Below are 17536 nucleotides of genomic sequence, written 5' to 3'. Positions count from 1 at the left end.
TCCGCGCCGAAAGTAGTTGGTGGGAAACTACCCGCGAGGATAGGGAGCTGCCACGCTGTTTTATTATTCCGGATTAGCTCAGTTGGTAGAGCATCTGACTGTTAATCAGGGTGTCGTCAGTTCGAGTCTGACATCCGGAGTTTTTTTTTACCCTGGAGAGTTGTCCGAGTGGCTGAAGGAGCATGATTGGAAATCATGTATACGGGTATTGACCTGTATCAGGGGTTCAAATCCCCTACTCTCCGTAAGCTTGATGTCTTTGCAGTTGTTGCAGAGACATTTTTTATCGGTTTACTCCAGGGCTTATAAACTTATCGATTATTTTTTATAAAATGTATACACTATTATAATGTATATGATATAATTAATACCGTTGAGTTGTTGATATGCGCCCATAGCGCAATTGGATAGAGTGTCTGACTACGAATCAGAAGGTTGTAGGTTCGACTCCTACTGGGCGCACTACTTAAGACTTATGAGATTGATCTCATAAGTCTATTTTTTTTGCATCAAAAAAGGGACATCTTCAATCAAGATGTTCCTAATTGTTAATTAGAAAAGCTATCAATAAAAGCTTGATAGCTTTTTTGTTCTCCAGTTTCAGTGACAGTTAAATTGCTTAAATCGTTATTATGTAGATTTTGTTCGCTGATTTGAATTTCATGAGTAAAGGTTGCATTACCGATCAAGTGCAATTCACTGAGTTCCTTAATGGAATTTAAATTGACATGAGTTTTAACCATACCACCGGGATTATAAACTGAAATGTCTTCTGTAGGATCAAATTTATCAGTATGAAGTAAGGCGAAGATTAAACTGGTAGCTGACATACCGGTTCCACATGCATTAGTAAAACCAACGCCACGCTCATAAGTTTGAACAAATAATTTATTAGTATCTAATATTTTGGCAAAGCTGACGTTAACTCCCTCAGGAAAGTAAGGATTAGTTTCATTTAAGTTTTTACCTAAGGTTCCTAAATCGTCTTCATTGATGTCTGATACAAAACTGATTAGATGAGGATTAGGAACAGCAACAGCCGAGAATTTTTGATCAGGTAAAAACTCTGGGATACTTTGATCAATCATTTCAGTCATTTGTTGATAATTAAAAGGTAGATCCGTGTTATTAAAAGATATGGGGGCAATTTCGACACTAAAAGCTGGTACACCTTTGTAAAAGTCTTCAGCTTTAGAAACAGACAATGGGGCTTCCAGCGTTTCGACCTTGAATTCATTTAGGTGATATTTTTCAGATAGATAGCGGCTAACTGTTCTTAAACCGTTGCCACACATTTTAGCTTCACTACCGTCAGCATTGATAACACGCATTTTTCCTAGACAATTTTCACTAGTATCGACAACTAGGAGTCCGTCAGCGCCACCGAGAATATTTTGACATAAATTAATAGCTAAATTTTTTAGTTCATCATCAGATAGTGGAATAGCTAATAAAGTTTGATCAAGGATAAAAAACTTATTTTCTGAACCATGAACTTTGAGTAATTTTACCAATTTTTTCACCTCAATTGAAGAATTTATTATAAATTTGTCTAACGGCTTCATCTGCATCCGATTCTTGCACACCTAGCATGATAGAAATTCGCGATGCACCTTGGTTGATCATATGAATGGCAATGTTGTTGTTAGTTAATGAGTCGATAATTTTACCAATCGTGTTGACATTGTGTGCAATACTCTCACCAACGACCATAATAATAGCATAATCATCGATCCATTCTAAATAATCGGGTTCTAAGACCTTTTTGACGTCACGACAGAGATTACTAATGGTAGTCTTGTCCAATTTTGTACGATCAAAAATAACTGTTAGATCATCAATACCAGAAGGCATATGTTCGTACGAAATATTGTATTTATAAAAAAGCTCTAGGAGTTTCAAAGTAAAACCGACTTCTTTATTCAATAAGTAACGGTGGATATAAAGGGCTGAAAAACGTTTAGAGCATGCAATACCAGTGATCTCATTTGAAGGATTAAATAAAAATTGTTCAGGAACGATCAAAGTTCCTTCGGCACTAGGATTATTGGTATTTTTAACATTGACAGGAACTTGTCCTTTGACCGCTGGAATAATGGCTTCATCTTGAAAGACGGAAAATCCGGCATAGGATAGTTCTCGCATTTCACGATAAGACATTTTTTTGATAGCTTGTGGATGTTTGACGACGTGATTGTTAGCGACGTAAATAGCATCAACGTCAGTAAAATTCTCGTATAAATCTGCATGCAAACCACGGCTCAACATTGCTCCAGTAATATCAGATCCGCCACGAGAGAAAGTAAAAATACTTCCATCTTGGCTATATCCAAAAAATCCAGGGAAAACCATTCGACTGTCTTCTGGAATATGCATATTATTTAAATTACGATAAGTGTCTGGTGAAATATCAGCATCATTTGGTTGTCCATGTACGATAATGCCAGCTTTTTTAGGGTCAACAAAAATTGATTTGATGCCCGAAGCATTAAGTACTTCATTCAACAAAATTGCATTGAGAAATTCACCGTGAGCTTTAAATGCTGCCATCAAATGTTCATTATCTGGAAAGTTTATTTTAGCTAAATTGACTAATTTATCTTTTAGAAGTTTTATGACTGAATCATCAAGTTTAAAATAATCGCTTATTTCATGATATCTTGAGATAATCTCCTTGATAATATTAGTATGATCTTCGTTTTCGATAACTTCATTAGCGTACTCGATTAACAAATCAGTAACTTTTGTATCGCCATGGTATCGTTTTCCGGGAGCCGAAGTAACGATTACCTTTCGTTCTGAGTCATCTTTAATAATATTGATGACCTTTTCAAATTGTTCTCCGGTTGCGAGGGAACTGCCCCCAAACTTAACGACCTTCATAACCTACACCTCTAAAATTAAATAGTTTTTAATGATGAGTGTATCATTTTTACCCGTTATGACAAGAAAAAAATATTAATTATTAGAAATATGAGATTATTTTTAATATCACTTGACGTATTATGAGTGTTGTTATAATCTTAATACCAACAAAAGAGGTCGCAACTGACATAAGTAAATGAGGGAGTTTCTGTAAGAGCTTTGAACTTATTGAAAGGGGAAGTTGCCGAAGCACTAAATTTTACAGGATTTAGCGAGCTGGGGCGTATTACAAGATGGTACGAACTGTCGTGATCAAAAGTTGGTCACGTTGAGCTTATGACAAAATTGATGCAGATTATTTATGGATCTCTTTGTTATTAAGCAAGGAGATCTTTTTTATTTGGTAAAAGGAGCAGTGATTATGATAATAAATGATTTAAAGAGTGAAAAGGGCCACTTGATGATCGGTGGTGTCGATAGCGTTGAGTTAGCACATAAATATGGAACTCCACTTTATGTTTTTGATATTTCTCAAGTCCGTAGCCAAATAAGAAAATTTAAATCTGCTTTTGAAAAAAATAATTTAAATTATCAAATTAGTTATGCAAGTAAAGCTTTTGCTGTTAAAGCTATCTACCAAGTAATGAAACAAGAAGATGTTCATATCGATGTTGTTTCTGGAGGTGAATTGTACACCGCTTTGAGTGCCGGTTTTCCTAGTGAAAAAATCAGTTTTCATGGTAATAACAAATCTTACGATGAATTGTTGATGGCGGTCAAAGAACACGTTGGTGTAATCATGTTGGATAACTTCCATGAAATCGACTTGTTGTCACAAATTTTAAAACAAGAAAAAGCTACGATTAAAGTAATGTTACGTTTGACGCCGGGGATTTCCGCTCATACACACAAATATGATCAAACTGGTCAAACCGATAGCAAATTTGGTTTTGACGTTGAATCTGGTCAAGCAAATAAGGCTATGAAATTGGTTTTGGATGATGAGAATATGGAACTTATTGGTATCCACGCTCATATCGGTTCTCAAATCTTTGGAACACAAGGTTTTGTTATGTTAGCTAAGAAGATGATGGAAATTGCCAAGAAATTCCAAGCTGAATTTAATTATTGGCCTGAAGTTATTAATCTTGGTGGTGGCTTTGGAATTAGCTATAACGAAGATGATGATCCAATTACCGCTGATGAATTCATTGGACAAATTGCTGATGAATTGAAAAAAACTGACAACGATGTACCAGAAATTTGGATCGAACCTGGTCGTTCAATCGTTGGACCTGCTGGATATACGCTTTATACCGTTGGTTCAAGAAAAGATATTCCTAATTTAACATCATATTTATCAGTAGATGGTGGCATGGGTGATAATATCAGACCAGCTTTGTATCAAGCTAAGTATGAAGCTGTCATTGCTAATAAGATGGATCAACCAAATGAGCAAACAGTTCACGTAGCTGGAAAGTATTGTGAATCAGGTGATATCTTGATTGATCAACAACAATTGCCTAAAACAAAATCAGGTGACATCTTAGCAATGTTAGATACCGGTGCTTATGGATATTCAATGGCAATGAATTACAATCGCAATCCAAGACCAGCAGTAGTCTTTGTTGAAGATGGTCAAGATAAGTTAGTTGTTAGACGAGAAACCTATCAAGATTTGACTAGTTTAGATTTGGATTATTAATTGGAGGAAAGATTTATGAAAAAGATGAGTGCAGAAGAAATTATTAATTATATAGGAAACTCTAAGAAAATTACCCCCGTCAAAGTGTACGTTCAAGGGGATGTTTCTAATGTGAATTTTCCTTCAGATGTGAAAGTTTTTAAGAGTAATGATTTAGCAATTTTAATTGGCGATTATAAAACAATTGAACCAATTTTAAAAGATAATGATTTAACTGATATTTATGTAGAAACAGCTGCTCAAAATTCAGCCGTACCAATGTTGGATATCAAACATATCAACGCACGAATCGAACCAGGTGCAATCATTCGTGATCAAGTTTCAATCGGTGAAAATGCTGTGATCATGATGGGTGCAGTTATCAATATCGGTGCAGAAATTGGTGACAAGAGCATGATCGATATGGGAGCGGTTCTTGGTGGTCGTGCTATTGTCGGTAAGAATTCTCACATCGGTGCTAATGCTGTTTTGGCTGGAGTCGTTGAACCTGCTTCTGCTCAACCAGTTAGAATTGGTGATAATGTTATCGTTGGTGCTAATGCAGTTGTTCTAGAAGGTGTTCAAGTTGGTGACAATGCGGTAGTTGGTGCTGGGGCTATCGTTACAAAAGATGTAGCGCCTAATGCAGTCGTAGCTGGTGTTCCTGCTAAAGTTCTCAAAATTAAAGATCAAAAAACTACTGATAAGACGAAACTTGAGAGTACTTTAAGGAAGTTATAATTATGGTTTTAACAGAAGAACAATTGATAAGAATCAGACGGCATTTGCATACAATTCCTGAGTTATCAATGAAAGAAGTAAAAACCCATTCCTATCTTTTCGAAGTGATAAAGCAATTCGATCAGACTAATTTGGAAATTAAAGAGCTACCAGAACTTCCAACTGCTCTGTTGGTGTTAGTCAAAGGATCAAACCCCAAGCGTAACCTTGGTTATCGTTGTGATATGGATGCTTTACCAGTGACTGAAAAAAATGGTTTGGATTATGCTTCTAAAACTCCAGGAGTGATGCATGCTTGTGGACATGATATTCATATGACAGTTGGACTAGGAATTTTGAATTACTTTAGTGAGCACCAACCAATTGACAATTTAGTGTTCTTTTTTCAACCAGCAGAAGAAGCTGATAGTGGTGGTAAAGTTGCCTATGATTTAGGAGCATTTACAGGGAAGTTTCACGTTGATGAGTTTTACGGCTTGCATGATAACGCCCAATTAAAAACCGGTGTGATAGGTTGTCGTAATGGCACTTTATTTGCTGGAACGACGGAAGTAAACGTCACAATCAAAGGTGAAAGTGGCCACGCTGCGTATCCACATTTAGCTAATGATGCGGTAGTTATTGCAGCCAACTTTATTCAACAAGTGCAAACGGTGATTTCTCGTAGCATTGATCCAATAAAGTGTGGCGTGATAACTTTTGGCAAGATGGAAGCCGGTGTGATCCGAAACGTCATTGCCGGAACAGCCCGTTTAGAAGGTACGATCAGAGGTTTGACCCAAGACATGATTGAGTTTATTCGTCAACGTATCAAAGAGATCGCTGAAGGTTTAGAGAAATCTTTTAATTGTGAAATTTTAGTGGAATACAATCAAGGTGGGTATTATCCAGTAGAAAATAATCCTGTTTTGACGAAATGTTTTATTAATTATATGAAGAATAATTCTCAAGTTACATTTGAAGAAACTGAACCTAAAATGACTGGGGAAGATTTTGGCTACTTGATCAATAAAATTCCTGGCACGATGTTTTGGCTCGGTGTTGATAGCAAAGGTGCGCTTCGTTCAGCAGACTTTTTACCACATGAAGCTGCAATCAAAAAAGGCATCGATGCAATGGTCGGTTTCTTGAATTATCGTATGGATTTGGAGGAAGATTAGATGTTTGAAAATGTTGATTTAATGACAGCGATAATTACACCGTTTGATGATAATGGAAAGATTGATTTTTCAGCCTTGAAAAAATTGACTGAACATCTACTAGCTACAGGTAGTAAAGGATTTGTTGTTGGTGGTACGACTGGTGAAACGCCAACTTTGACTGAAGCTGAAAAGCTGGAGCTTTATCAAAAATTTGTTGAAATTGTTGATGGACGAGTTCCTATTATTGCCGGTGCTGGTAGTAATAATACTGCTCAAACGATTGATTTCATAAAAAAAATTGGTCAGATTCAAGGTATCGATATGGCACTAGTCGTAGTACCTTATTACAACAAGCCTGACCAACGTGGGATGAAGGCTCACTTTGAAACGATTGCAAAAAATTCTTCTTTGCCAATTATGATCTATAACATTCCTGGTCGAACCGGCGTTTTGATGGAGAAGGAAACTGTCGTAGAATTGGCTAAGAATCCTAATATTCAAGGTGTTAAGCAATGTAACACTATGGAAGATTTAGAGTACATCGTTGAACATACGCCAAAAGATTTCAATGTTTACAGTGGTGAAGATGCTCAGGCCTTGTTTGCTAAAGTTATTGGTGCCAATGGGGTAGTTTCGGTCGCTTCTCATATTTATGGAACTGAAATCAGTGAGATGTACCGAGCATTGGATGAAGGCAACTATCAAATAGCTGGCAAGATTCAACGTCAATTAACGCCAAAGATGGCTGCTTTGTTCATGTATCCCTCACCTTCACCGGTTAAGGCAGCTTTGAATCATGTCGGCTATCAAGTTGGTAAGTGTCGTTTACCAATTTTACCTTTAAATGAAACAGAACAGACTAAGTTATTTAAAATTTTAGATCTTTAGGAGTTTTTTATGATAAAAGTTATTATTTCCGGCTTTTCTGGCTCAATGGGTCAAAAAGCTGTCAAAATGGTCAATGATGCAGAAAATTTACAATTAGTAGCTGGTTTTAATCCCGTTGTGACTGATTTAAATCCTGAGACTTATGGTCTTGATAAAAATGTGAAAATTTTTAATAAATTGACCGATATTAAAACAGATGCCGATATTTGGATCGATTTTTCCATTCCTAGTGCTGTTTTTGAAAATACTAAATTTTCCATCGAACACGATATTCGTCCAGTCATTGGCACTAGTGGGATGAGTGAAGAACAAACTGCTGAATTAAAGAAATTAGCTGATCAAAAAGGTTTGGGTGGTATTATTGCTTCCAATTTTGGTTTGTCAGCCGTCTTAATGATGAAATTTGCGCAAGTAGCAGCCAAGTATTTTGAAGAATCAGAAATTGTTGAAAAGCATCACGAAGATAAAATCGATGCACCTTCAGGAACTGCTTTAAATACGGCCAGATTGATTTATGAAGCTAGAGGTCATGACCAAATTCAACATAGCAGTGAGGATCCACTACAAACTCGTGGTGGCGATTATCATGGGACTAAGATTCATGCTTTGCGTTTACCAGGTTTTGTCGCTGATGAAGAGGTTATCTTTGGTGGCGTTGGCGAAACTTTGACAATTTCTCAAAGTACGTCTGATCGTCAATCATTTATGACTGGTGTTAAGTTGGCCATCAATGAAGTAGTTAAATTAGACCACTTAGTAATTGGTCTCGAACAAATTATTTAGAAATTGTTTCAAAAAATTACAAAAGCTCTAATAATTTAGTGAGTTTTGTATTAGAATTAAACTACATTTAATTTTTAAGGAGTGTTGAAGAATGCCAGAATTAGATTCATCAGTAAAAAATGTAGTAAATGAAACGATTGCCCCCATGGGTAGATCAATGATCAGAGAGTTTGCTGAAAAATTTGCAAAGATTCCTGGTCTAGTTAAATTAACTCTTGGCGAACCAAACTTTAATGTGCCAGAACACGTTAAGAATGCTGCCATTGAAAGTATCAAGGAAAACGAATCTCATTATTCAGACCAAAAGGGTTTCTTGAGTCTTAGAGAAGCTATTTCAGGTTATTTGGATAAACAATTTGATCTTCAATACGATCCTGAATCAGAAGTTGTCGTAACTATTGGTGCTACAGAAGCAATCTATGATACTTTTGCTGCCATCATCAATCCTGGTGACAAGGTTATTATTCCTACACCAACTTTTGCTTTGTACATTCCTATTGTAAAGATTCTTGGTGGAGTTCCTGTTCAAGTTGATACCACTGCCGATGGTTTTCAATTGACCGGCAAACATTTGGCTAAGGTTATCGAAGAAGAAGGCGCAGACAAAGTTAAAGCTTTGATGTTAAACTTTCCTGGTAATCCAACTGGTTTTGTTTACTCAAAGGATCAATTGCAAGAATTAGTTGATGTGGTAAAAGACAAGAACATGTACGTTGTTTCCGATGAAATTTACGCTGAATTGACATACAGTCACAAGCATTTCTCCATGGCAAAACTTTTACCAGGTAAGACAATCTTAATCAACGGTTTATCTAAGTCACACGCTATGACTGGTTACCGTATCGGTTACATTGCTGGACCAAAAGATTTCGTTGAACAAGCCAATAAGATGCATGCCTTCACCGTTACAGCTCCTTCTAATCCAGCTCAGTTTGCTGCTGAGGAAGCTTTGAAGAATGGTATCGATGATCCAATCGCTATGAAGAAAATTTACCAAGAACGTCGTGATTACTTAGTTGATCAACTAAATGACATGGGTTATGAAACAATCTTGCCAGAAGGTGCATTCTACACATTTTCTAAGATTCCTGAAAAATTTGGTTTGAGTTCAATCGAATTTGCCGATAAATTGGCCACTGAAGGTCTCGTTGGTGTGACACCAGGTGTTGCTTTTGGTAAAGGTGGCGAAGGTCACTTCAGAATTTCTTACGCTGCTTCAATGGAAGACATTCAAGAAGCCATGAAACGCTTGAGAAAGTTTACAGAGAGTTTATAAATATTATTTAAGGGATGAAGATTTATGAGTGATGAATATACAGTAGCAATTTTGGGTGCCACAGGTGCCGTTGGAACGCGTTTGATTCAACAATTAGAGCAATCAACAATTCCTGTTTCAAAAGTAAAATTATTAGCATCAAGTCGTTCCGCAGGAAAGGTTTTACAATTTAAGGGCCAAGATGTGACCGTTGAAGAAGCCAAACCCGAATCATTCGATGATGTCGATTTAGTTTTGGCATCAGCTGGTGGAGCAGTTTCTAAGAAATTTTTACCAGAAGCTGTCAAACGTGGCGCTGTTTGTGTTGATAATACTAGTGCTTTTAGAATGGATGAAGATGTTCCATTGGTCGTTCCAGAAGTGAACGAAGCTGCACTATATAATCATCACGGTATTATCGCCAATCCTAATTGTTCAACAATCCAAATGATGGTTGCTCTAGAGCCAATCAGAAAAGCTTTTGGTTTGAAGCAAATCATCGTTTCAACTTATCAAGCTGCCAGTGGTGCTGGTCAAAGTGCTCTAAACGAGTTGTATTCTGAAGCACAAGATTACTTAGATGGTAAAGACATGAAAGCCGATATTTTTCCAACGAAGGGCGATAAGGAGCATTATCCTTTAGCTTTCAACCTCTTACCACAGATCGATGTTTTGGAAGATAATCTTTATTCTCACGAAGAATGGAAGATGATTCATGAAACTAAGAAGATTATGCTAGGCGATATGAATTCACCTGAGATCAAAGTTACTGCAACTTGTGTCAGAGTACCAGTGCCAATTAGCCACGGTGAATCAATTTATATTGAAGTTGAAGATAAGTCAGCTACAACTGAACAAATTCAACAATTGATCAAGGATGCCCCAGGAGCCGTCTTACAAGATGACCCTAAGCATCAAGTTTATCCACAACCAATTAATGCTGTTGGTAGTCGTGATACTTTTGTTGGTCGTATCCGTCCAGATTTGGAAAATGATGGGGCTTTCAACATGTGGGTCGTTTCTGACAACTTATTGAAGGGTGCCGCTTGGAATACGGTTCAAATCGCTGAAAGATTAGTTGCCGATGATTTAGTTCGTGTAAAATAAAGAAAATGATATGGAAAGCAGAAATAAGTCTGCTTTCCATATTTTTTTTACTATTTCTGTTAAAATGTTAAAAGACAGTTAATTTCAGGTGAGAAAAAAATGAAGCGAATAATAAACGTATTTAATGAGGGTGTTTTAGACCTTTTAGCTAATGCCGGAGTTGCGATTCCGTATTTTTTCTGTTTGACGTTATATAACCAAAATAAGAATATTTTTGTCTTCGCATTGCCATTTTTGATGCTTTATACTTTTAGAGCTTTGGGGATGCTGTTGACAACTTTTGTTACTTTGCCAGCTTCGACGATGCTTTCAATGTCGAATTTATTTGGAGTGATTGGCTCGCTTTGCATGTTAGGAGCATCTAATCCAGTCTTTGGTATTATTGGTGGGGTCTTCTTAGGCTTAGCTTCTAGTTGGATTTGGCCATACTATTTAACAGTACGATCTCGCGGTAAAATGGATAATGAATTCAAATTCAATCGAATGCATACTTTGTCGATGGTTTTGACGATCGTTTTATTGTTGATCGTTGAATTAATTGCTACAAAGACTAAATTATTGAGTTTGTCATTTATTTTGTTGGCTTTCTTATTCTTTGCTGCTTTGGTTGGAGGAATGAATGTAACGCATCGTTTGACTTTCTATCAAGGTTTGGAGAAAAAGCCAAAGTTTCGAGTCAACTCATTCTTTAACTTGATTGTTTTAGCAAGTTTAGTCATGTTGTTGTTTATTATCCGTTATACACGTCTTAAAGAAGTTTCTAATACGATTGATTTGGCAATCAGTATTGCTGCCATCGTCTTGTTTTTAATCCTCGCTTACTATCAATTAGGGGTTCATAAAAAGATGTTCCCAGTTAGTTTAGTGGCAATTAATCGTGGTGTTGTTATGAATTACGTTATGTTGTATGCCATTTTTGATAGTACGATCCGCTTTAAGTTCAATACTTTGATGCTAGTTTATACAATTTACTTAGTTGGCTTTGAATTAGGACCAGTTTTATTGAAGAAGCATCAAAATTGGCGTTATCCTTTATTGTTGTTAGGTCTAGTTTTGGCATTGTTTAACTTCACGTATTTTGTGGGCTTGTTCTTATTGGCTATATTTGTCGGAACTGACAATCGCATTTTAAATGATGCTTTGTACACTAATCCTGACTTAGATTCTGAGCGGGCTTTCTTGATCAAGTATCAATTATCTTGTGTCGGTAACGTGTCACAGCAATTGGTTTATATGACGACGATTTATTTCATCAGTTACTTTACTAATATTAATGCTTTAGGATTCTTTAACAATATTTCCAATGGACCAACTAATTTTACCCTCTATGGAGTACATTTATTTATTACTGGTATCGTCTTTATCTACGCAGCAGTGACATTTTATTTTGCTCGAGAAAAAGAGTGAAATAAGCCATTACAACGCTATGATATTTTTTGACCTTTGGAAATTTGAGCATAGTTAAATACGCTGTTTTCGAACGGGTTTGAGGGTTATAACGCTTGTTTGTGAAGTTGTCTCAATGATGTTTTTTAGAAAATAGAAATAAGACTACTATATATTGTATGTTTGTGCTATATAACACCAACATATGGTATTTAGTAGTCTTTTTTATTTTTTTTAAATTTATTAAAATAGTTGTATTGATTAAAGATTGGGGAGATACAGATGACCACGCAATTAATTCAATTGAAGAGAATCCCAGTTGAAAAAAGAAGTGGCTACAAGACCAAATTTTATCCTTATAAAATTGATTTTGTTTTGAAACAATTGGGATTATCTGATCGACAACAGGATTTTATAAATAAAAGACTGATGACGGAACTTTCGAATGAAAATTTGATAATTACACAAGATATTCGACAAATTATCGAAGATTCACTCAAGGCTCAAGGACTTTCTAAAGCTCTTGATACATACCAGGCTTACTTTAAAAATGATCAAGAAAAGTTTGCTCAAGCGACTAATGTAAAGTTAAATATTGAAAGATTATTTAATCGTAATGAGCAAGTAGTTCATGAAAATGCCAATAAGGATAGTAATATTTTTAATACTCAACGTGATTTAGAGGCTGGTGTAGCTAGTAAAGCTTTAGGTTTAAGAATGTTACCAGATATTGTGGCTAAAGCTCACTTGCGTGGTGATATTCATTGGCACGATTTGGATTATTCGCCAGTAACTCCAGAGACTAATTGTTGTCTGATTGATTTTGATGAAATGCTTACAAATGGTTTTAAAATTGGTAATGCTTGGGTATCCTCACCAAAATCCATTCAAACTGCTACCGCTCAGATGTCACAGATTATTGCTAACGTTGCATCGTTACAATATGGCGGCTGTTCAGCTAATCGAATCGATCAATTGTTGGCACCTTATGCTGAGCTGAATTATCAAAAACATCTTAAAGATGCAAGAAAGTGGATCATTGCGGATAAACAGATTGAGTTTGCTAAAGAAAAGACTCGAAAAGATATCTATGATGCCATGCAAGCGCTTGAATATGAAATTAATACGCTTTATTCGTCACAAGGACAAACGCCATTTACGACGATTAATTTTGGTTTGGGGACGAGTTGGATCGAACGGACGATTCAAAAGTCTATTTTAGAGATTAGAATTAAAGGTTTAGGTAAAGAACATCGGACGGCAATCTTTCCTAAGTTAACATTTACGATCAAGCGTGGTTTAAATTTGAATCCTGAAGATCCTAATTACGATATAAAACGGTTGGCCTTGGAATGTTCAACTAAACGGATGTATCCAGATCTTTTGATGTATGACAAGATTGTTGAAATTACTGGTAGTTTTAAGACTCCGATGGGCTGTCGCTCGTTTCTACAAGGATGGCAAGACGAGAAGGGACGAGAAGTTAATTCTGGTCGAATGAATTTAGGCGTTGTAACGGTCAATTTGCCAAGAATTGCTTTGGAATCAAAAGGAGATTTTAAACTGTTTTGGGAGATATTCGAAGAGAAAATGCAGATCTGTCACACTGCTTTAGAATATCGAATCAAGCGAACTAAGGAGGCCAAGCCTGAGAATGCGCCACTACTGTATATGTATGGTGCATTTGGCAAACGACTTAAGAAAGAAGATTCAGTTGATGAACTGTTTAAAAATGGTCGGGCGACAGTTTCATTAGGCTACATTGGGTTGTATGAAGTCTGTACACGTTTTTTTGGTAATAAATGGGAAAACAATTCAAAAGCCCACGATTTTGCCGAAAGTATCACGAAAGCTTTGTATCAAAAATGTGTCAAGTGGGCTAAAGAAAGTGGCTATCATTACAGTCTTTATTCAACTCCAGCTGAATCACTAACCGATACCTTTTGTCGTGACGATTTAGAAAAATTTGGCATAATTCCTAATATTACTGAAAAAGAATATTATACGAATAGCTTTCATTTCGATGTTAGAAAACATCCAAATCCTTTTGAGAAGTTAACCTTTGAAGAAGTTTTTCCTAAGTATGCGTCCGGTGGATTTATTCATTATTGCGAATATCCTAATCTTCGTCAAAATCCTAAAGCACTAGAAGCTGTTTGGGATTGGGCGTATGATCATGTAGGTTATTTAGGGACCAATACTTCAATTGATCAATGTTTTAAATGTGGTTTTCAAGGTGAATTTAAAGCGACACCAAGAGGTTTTGCCTGTCCAGATTGCGGTAATAATAATCCGGAGTTTTGTGACGTTGTAAAGAGAACTTGTGGATATTTGGGTAACCCACAGCAAAGACCGATGATCCATGGAAGACATGTAGAGATTGCTTCACGAAAAAAGAATATGACTTCGGAGATGATAAAAAATGCGGCCAAATATGAGAGAACCAAACAATCCGACTCCCAAAGAATGGTTGAGCGCGGACCACAGTCTTAAAATGATTGCTGATTATAAGCCATTCAATTTTGTTGATGGGGAAGGCGTTAGATGCAGTCTCTATGTATCAGGATGCCTTTTTAGATGCCCAGGCTGTTATAACGTTGCGGCTCAAGATTTTCGTTATGGTAAGCCGTATACTAAGAAATTAGAAGATAAAATAATCAAAGATTTAAGTCAAAGCTACGTTCAAGGTCTAACTTTATTAGGTGGCGAACCATTTTTAAATACTGAAGTGTGTCTATCGTTATGCAGGCGTATCAGAAAAGAGTTTGGCCATACGAAAGATATTTGGTCTTGGACAGGTTATTCTTGGGATGAGATGATGCAGGAATCAGAGGATAAATTAGAATTATTATCTTTGCTCGATATTTTAGTTGACGGTCGATTTTTGCTTCGAAAAAAGGATCTATCGTTACAATTCAGGGGTTCATCTAATCAAAGAATCATTGATGTACCAAAGTCTTTGGCTAGTGGTAGCGTTGTGATATGGGATAAATTAGTTAAATAGAATTATCAGTTGATAAATAGCATCTATTTTTAATCAAATGGATGCTATTTTCTTTGCCTTTTTTGACTTAAATAAGCCATGATATTAACTAAATTAGTTTCTTTCCAAATTAAATAAATGCCATGAAATCTACTCATGTAGCTTATTACAGCTTTTTGTCAAAAATGATAATTAAATGAGAATCATTCCAAAAAAGACTTTAAAAATAAATTTAAAGCAGTTATAATTTGGGTAAAGATAATAATCGGAGGGATGTGTTGTTATGAACTCAGATAAAGTCAAATTATATGGAACTTTAACTATTGGTTTCATTGCGGCAGTGTTGGAATTTGTTTTTCATTTGCCAAATTATGCCCAATTAATCATTAGTATTTTAGGTTTATTATTGGCGTTGATCATGTTTATCGATATGATTAAAGTTTTAAAGTCTGGCAATTTTGGAATCGATCTATTGGCTATTACAGCTATTGTGGCCACAATTGTTTTGGGCCAATACTGGGCTGGTTGGATCGTATTGTTGATGCTGACAGGTGGCGATACTTTAGAAGAATATGCTGCCAACAAAGCTAAAAGTGAATTGAAGTCGCTGTTGGACAATACACCATCAAAGGCACATCTACTAAAAGATGGCAATGTGATCGATGTTGATATTGATGACGTTAAGGTGGGCGATGAAATTTTGGTTCGTCCTAAAGAACAGGTCCCAGTTGATGGAATTGTTATTGATGGACAATCTGAAATTGATGAATCTTCATTAACAGGGGAATCAGTCCCTGTCAACGTTTCAGAAGATAGTCATGTTATGTCAGGGTCTATTAATGGGGAAAATCCCTTCCAAATTAAAGCTGAAAAAATTGCCGCTGATTCAGAATATCAGGCGATTGTTAGATTAGTTAAGGAATCAGAGACCCATCCGGCTAAATTTGTTCGTTTGGCAGATCGTTACGCGGTACCTTTTACTTTAATTGCTTATGTGATTGCAGGTATAGCTTGGTACGTTTCAAAAGACCCCGTTCGAATTGCTCAAGTTCTAGTGGTGGCTTCACCTTGTCCTTTGATTTTAGCAGCACCAATTGCTTTTGTTTCAGGGATGAGTCGGACCAGTCGTAATGGAATTATTGTTAAATCCGGAACTGCTTTGGAAAAACTTAATTCAGCTAAGATAGTAGCTTTTGATAAAACAGGAACGATCACTAAAGGAAAGTTAGTTGTCGATGAATTTAGAACGACAAATCACTTTGATGAGAAGACTGTTATGTCATATGCAGCCTCAATTGAGCAGAATTCTAGTCACGTTATGGCAGAGGCGATAGTTGATTATGCGAAAAGCGATCGTGTAGCTTTGAAAAAAACGGATAACTTAAAGGAAGTTACAGCTGAAGGAATCATTGGTGAAGTTGATGGACACGTAGTAAAAGTTGGTCAAGCTAGCTTTGTCACGGATGAAATAGTTGATGAAGTGAAGGGATCTGGAGTTTATGTCTCAATTGATGGTCAATATGCTGGTGTTTACAGTTTACTTGATCAAATTCGTCCTGAATCAAAAGCAACCATTGCCAAATTAAAAGATTTTGGTATTAAGAATATTTTGATGATTTCTGGCGACAAAAAAGAAGCAACCGAAATGGTCGCTTCAGAAGTGGATATTACAAAATCATTTCCAACTAGTTTACCAGCTGATAAGGTAAAAATAATTGATGGGTTAGACACTGAGTATCATCCAACAGTTATGGTCGGGGATGGTGTCAATGACGCTCCTGCTTTAGCCTTGGCAGATGTTGGTATTGCTATGGGTTACAAGGGAGCTAATGCCGCCAGTGAATCAGCTGATGCAGTTATCCTACAAGATGACTTGAGTAAAGTAAGTATGGCAGTAAAAATTGCGCATGATACGATGAAAGTTGCTCGTGAAGCCGTCTTGATCGGTATTTTTATTTGTATCGCTTTGATGATTATTGCTGCTTTTGGATTGATTCCAACGATCATTGGAGCATTATTCCAAGAAGTAGTTGATACGGTTGCTATTCTTTATGCGCTTCGTGCTAGAAGTGATCGCTTATAGCCAGCCATAAGTATCTAGATTCATGTCTCGTTTAGGCAATTTTGATACGTAGGGATTGCCTTCAACAATAAAACGCATATCTTTTGAAGTCCAGGGTTCCTTATTCTTCACACCAATTCTAGGTGTCGCCAGAATATTCTTAGGAGTCTGGACTTTTTTGTCTGAAAAAATAAAGTTATCAGCGTTTAAAGCAGTGCCAGATAAAGTTTTGTCCTTAATGCCAAAAGCCGCCATCCATTTAGCTGGGCCGTTGGTAACCTCGAAATTAGTTCTGCCACGGTTTGTTTCCATTAAGTCAATACCATCCAATGGCTGGAGAGCTCGAATCAAAATCCCATTAGGTGTTCCGGCTTTTTGGACACTAATATCCATATCTAACCAACTGTGAATAGAATAAATATAAATTGTTCCTCCAGCTTGATAGAGTGGATCATTAGCCTTGGTGTGGCGTCCGTTGTAACTGTGGGCTGCCATATCGATAGGGCCCAAGTAGGCCTCTGTTTCAACGATAATGCCAGAAAAGTTTCCTTGATCAGACTTATAGGAAAAAGTATGACCTAACATATCTTGAGCGATAGCCATTGTATCGCCGTTTTCAAAGTATTTTTGCACGTTCAAA

General features: G+C 36.5%; 14 protein-coding genes, 3 tRNA genes and 1 riboswitch. Of the genes, 14 read left to right on the top strand and 3 right to left on the bottom strand.

The features are described from left to right. Window positions 1–67: 67 nt before the first annotated feature. The 3 genes from FC88_RS11355 to FC88_RS11345 all read left to right on the top strand — a co-directional run bounded on the left by FC88_RS11355 (window position 68) and on the right by FC88_RS11345 (window position 462). Window positions 68–140, top strand: a tRNA-Asn gene (locus tag FC88_RS11355). 14 nt (window positions 141–154) lie between these two features. Next, window positions 155–245 (top strand) — tRNA-Ser (locus tag FC88_RS11350). A 143-nt stretch (window positions 246–388) separates the two neighbouring features. After that, window positions 389–462 (top strand) — tRNA-Arg (locus FC88_RS11345). 86 nt (window positions 463–548) lie between these two features. Here the strand turns inward: FC88_RS11345 and dapF are convergent. Together dapF and FC88_RS11335 are read right to left on the bottom strand one after the other, a co-directional pair. Continuing rightward, entirely contained in the window at window positions 549–1514 is a 966-nt protein-coding gene (gene dapF / locus FC88_RS11340) for a diaminopimelate epimerase (protein ID WP_057815723.1), read from the bottom strand. Window positions 1515–1524: 10 nt separating this feature from the next. Further along, window positions 1525–2883 carry an aspartate kinase gene (locus FC88_RS11335; protein WP_057815721.1) on the bottom strand — a complete coding sequence of 453 codons (1359 nt, stop codon included), beginning with the start codon at window positions 2881–2883 and terminating at the stop codon, window positions 1525–1527. 145 nt (window positions 2884–3028) lie between these two features. Beyond that, window positions 3029–3209, top strand: a riboswitch (Lysine riboswitch). Between the two features lie 77 nt (window positions 3210–3286). Here FC88_RS11335 and lysA point away from each other — a divergent pair. The 11 genes from lysA to FC88_RS11280 all read left to right on the top strand — a co-directional run bounded on the left by lysA (window position 3287) and on the right by FC88_RS11280 (window position 16917). Next, on the top strand, window positions 3287–4570 hold the full coding sequence (gene lysA, locus FC88_RS11330; RefSeq protein WP_057815719.1) for a diaminopimelate decarboxylase: 1284 nt from the start codon (window positions 3287–3289) through the stop codon (window positions 4568–4570). Between the two features lie 15 nt (window positions 4571–4585). Beyond that, a complete protein-coding gene (gene dapD, locus FC88_RS11325) occupies window positions 4586–5290 on the top strand; it encodes a 2,3,4,5-tetrahydropyridine-2,6-dicarboxylate N-acetyltransferase (protein ID WP_057815717.1) in 705 nt (234 codons plus the stop codon). 2 nt (window positions 5291–5292) lie between these two features. Next, the gene (locus FC88_RS11320; RefSeq protein ID WP_057815715.1) at window positions 5293–6450 is read left to right on the top strand and encodes an N-acetyldiaminopimelate deacetylase; all 1158 of its coding nucleotides are present in this window, start codon (window positions 5293–5295) and stop codon (window positions 6448–6450) included. Continuing rightward, complete coding sequence (dapA, locus tag FC88_RS11315; protein WP_057815713.1) at window positions 6451–7320, top strand: 4-hydroxy-tetrahydrodipicolinate synthase; 870 nt, start codon at window positions 6451–6453, stop codon at window positions 7318–7320. A gap of 9 nt (window positions 7321–7329) precedes the next feature. Beyond that, entirely contained in the window at window positions 7330–8103 is a 774-nt protein-coding gene (dapB, locus tag FC88_RS11310; protein ID WP_057815712.1) for a 4-hydroxy-tetrahydrodipicolinate reductase, read from the top strand. Window positions 8104–8194: 91 nt separating this feature from the next. Next, window positions 8195–9379 (top strand): aminotransferase class I/II-fold pyridoxal phosphate-dependent enzyme, encoded by a 1185-nt coding sequence (locus FC88_RS11305; protein ID WP_057815710.1) that lies wholly within the window; start codon window positions 8195–8197, stop codon window positions 9377–9379. A 24-nt stretch (window positions 9380–9403) separates the two neighbouring features. Then, window positions 9404–10465 carry an aspartate-semialdehyde dehydrogenase gene (locus tag FC88_RS11300; protein ID WP_057815708.1) on the top strand — a complete coding sequence of 354 codons (1062 nt, stop codon included), beginning with the start codon at window positions 9404–9406 and terminating at the stop codon, window positions 10463–10465. Between the two features lie 99 nt (window positions 10466–10564). Continuing rightward, a complete protein-coding gene (locus FC88_RS11295; protein WP_057815707.1) occupies window positions 10565–11872 on the top strand; it encodes a hypothetical protein in 1308 nt (435 codons plus the stop codon). Between the two features lie 261 nt (window positions 11873–12133). Then, window positions 12134–14344, top strand: a complete 2211-nt coding sequence (nrdD, locus tag FC88_RS11290; protein WP_057815705.1) for an anaerobic ribonucleoside-triphosphate reductase — start codon at window positions 12134–12136, stop codon at window positions 14342–14344. Then, on the top strand, window positions 14286–14855 hold the full coding sequence (gene nrdG / locus FC88_RS11285) for an anaerobic ribonucleoside-triphosphate reductase activating protein (RefSeq protein ID WP_420865087.1): 570 nt from the start codon (window positions 14286–14288) through the stop codon (window positions 14853–14855). The genes nrdD and nrdG overlap by 59 nt, the downstream gene beginning before the upstream one ends. Before the next feature lie 262 nt (window positions 14856–15117). Continuing rightward, window positions 15118–16917: a heavy metal translocating P-type ATPase gene (locus FC88_RS11280; protein ID WP_057815700.1), complete on the top strand. Its 1800-nt coding sequence runs from the start codon at window positions 15118–15120 to the stop codon at window positions 16915–16917. Here FC88_RS11280 and FC88_RS11275 read toward each other — a convergent pair. Beyond that, window positions 16912–17529, bottom strand: a complete 618-nt coding sequence (locus FC88_RS11275; RefSeq protein ID WP_235526933.1) for a DNA-3-methyladenine glycosylase — start codon at window positions 17527–17529, stop codon at window positions 16912–16914. The two genes, FC88_RS11280 and FC88_RS11275, sit on opposite strands and share 6 nt — an antisense overlap. Window positions 17530–17536 lie beyond the last annotated feature (7 nt).

It is taken from the genome of Companilactobacillus futsaii JCM 17355, assembly GCF_001435505.1.
GTDB lineage: Bacteria > Bacillota > Bacilli > Lactobacillales > Lactobacillaceae > Companilactobacillus > Companilactobacillus futsaii.
Note: the sequence above shows the minus strand (reverse complement) of the source record. Positions and strands in the feature narration are given on the sequence as shown.

Excerpts from the sequence above, each read along its gene's own strand:
- FC88_RS11335 (WP_057815721.1), bottom strand. The coding sequence starts at position 2,883 with ATGAAGGTCGTTAAGTTTGGGGGCAGTTCCCTCGCAACCGGAGAACAA.
- lysA (WP_057815719.1), top strand. The coding sequence starts at position 3,287 with ATGATAATAAATGATTTAAAGAGTGAAAAGGGCCACTTGATGATCGGT.
- dapD (WP_057815717.1), top strand. The coding sequence starts at position 4,586 with ATGAAAAAGATGAGTGCAGAAGAAATTATTAATTATATAGGAAACTCT.
- FC88_RS11320 (WP_057815715.1), top strand. The coding sequence starts at position 5,293 with ATGGTTTTAACAGAAGAACAATTGATAAGAATCAGACGGCATTTGCAT.
- dapA (WP_057815713.1), top strand. The coding sequence starts at position 6,451 with ATGTTTGAAAATGTTGATTTAATGACAGCGATAATTACACCGTTTGAT.
- dapB (WP_057815712.1), top strand. The coding sequence starts at position 7,330 with ATGATAAAAGTTATTATTTCCGGCTTTTCTGGCTCAATGGGTCAAAAA.
- FC88_RS11305 (WP_057815710.1), top strand. The coding sequence starts at position 8,195 with ATGCCAGAATTAGATTCATCAGTAAAAAATGTAGTAAATGAAACGATT.
- FC88_RS11300 (WP_057815708.1), top strand. The coding sequence starts at position 9,404 with ATGAGTGATGAATATACAGTAGCAATTTTGGGTGCCACAGGTGCCGTT.
- FC88_RS11295 (WP_057815707.1), top strand. The coding sequence starts at position 10,565 with ATGAAGCGAATAATAAACGTATTTAATGAGGGTGTTTTAGACCTTTTA.
- nrdD (WP_057815705.1), top strand. The coding sequence starts at position 12,134 with ATGACCACGCAATTAATTCAATTGAAGAGAATCCCAGTTGAAAAAAGA.
- nrdG (WP_420865087.1), top strand. The coding sequence starts at position 14,286 with ATGAGAGAACCAAACAATCCGACTCCCAAAGAATGGTTGAGCGCGGAC.
- FC88_RS11280 (WP_057815700.1), top strand. The coding sequence starts at position 15,118 with ATGAACTCAGATAAAGTCAAATTATATGGAACTTTAACTATTGGTTTC.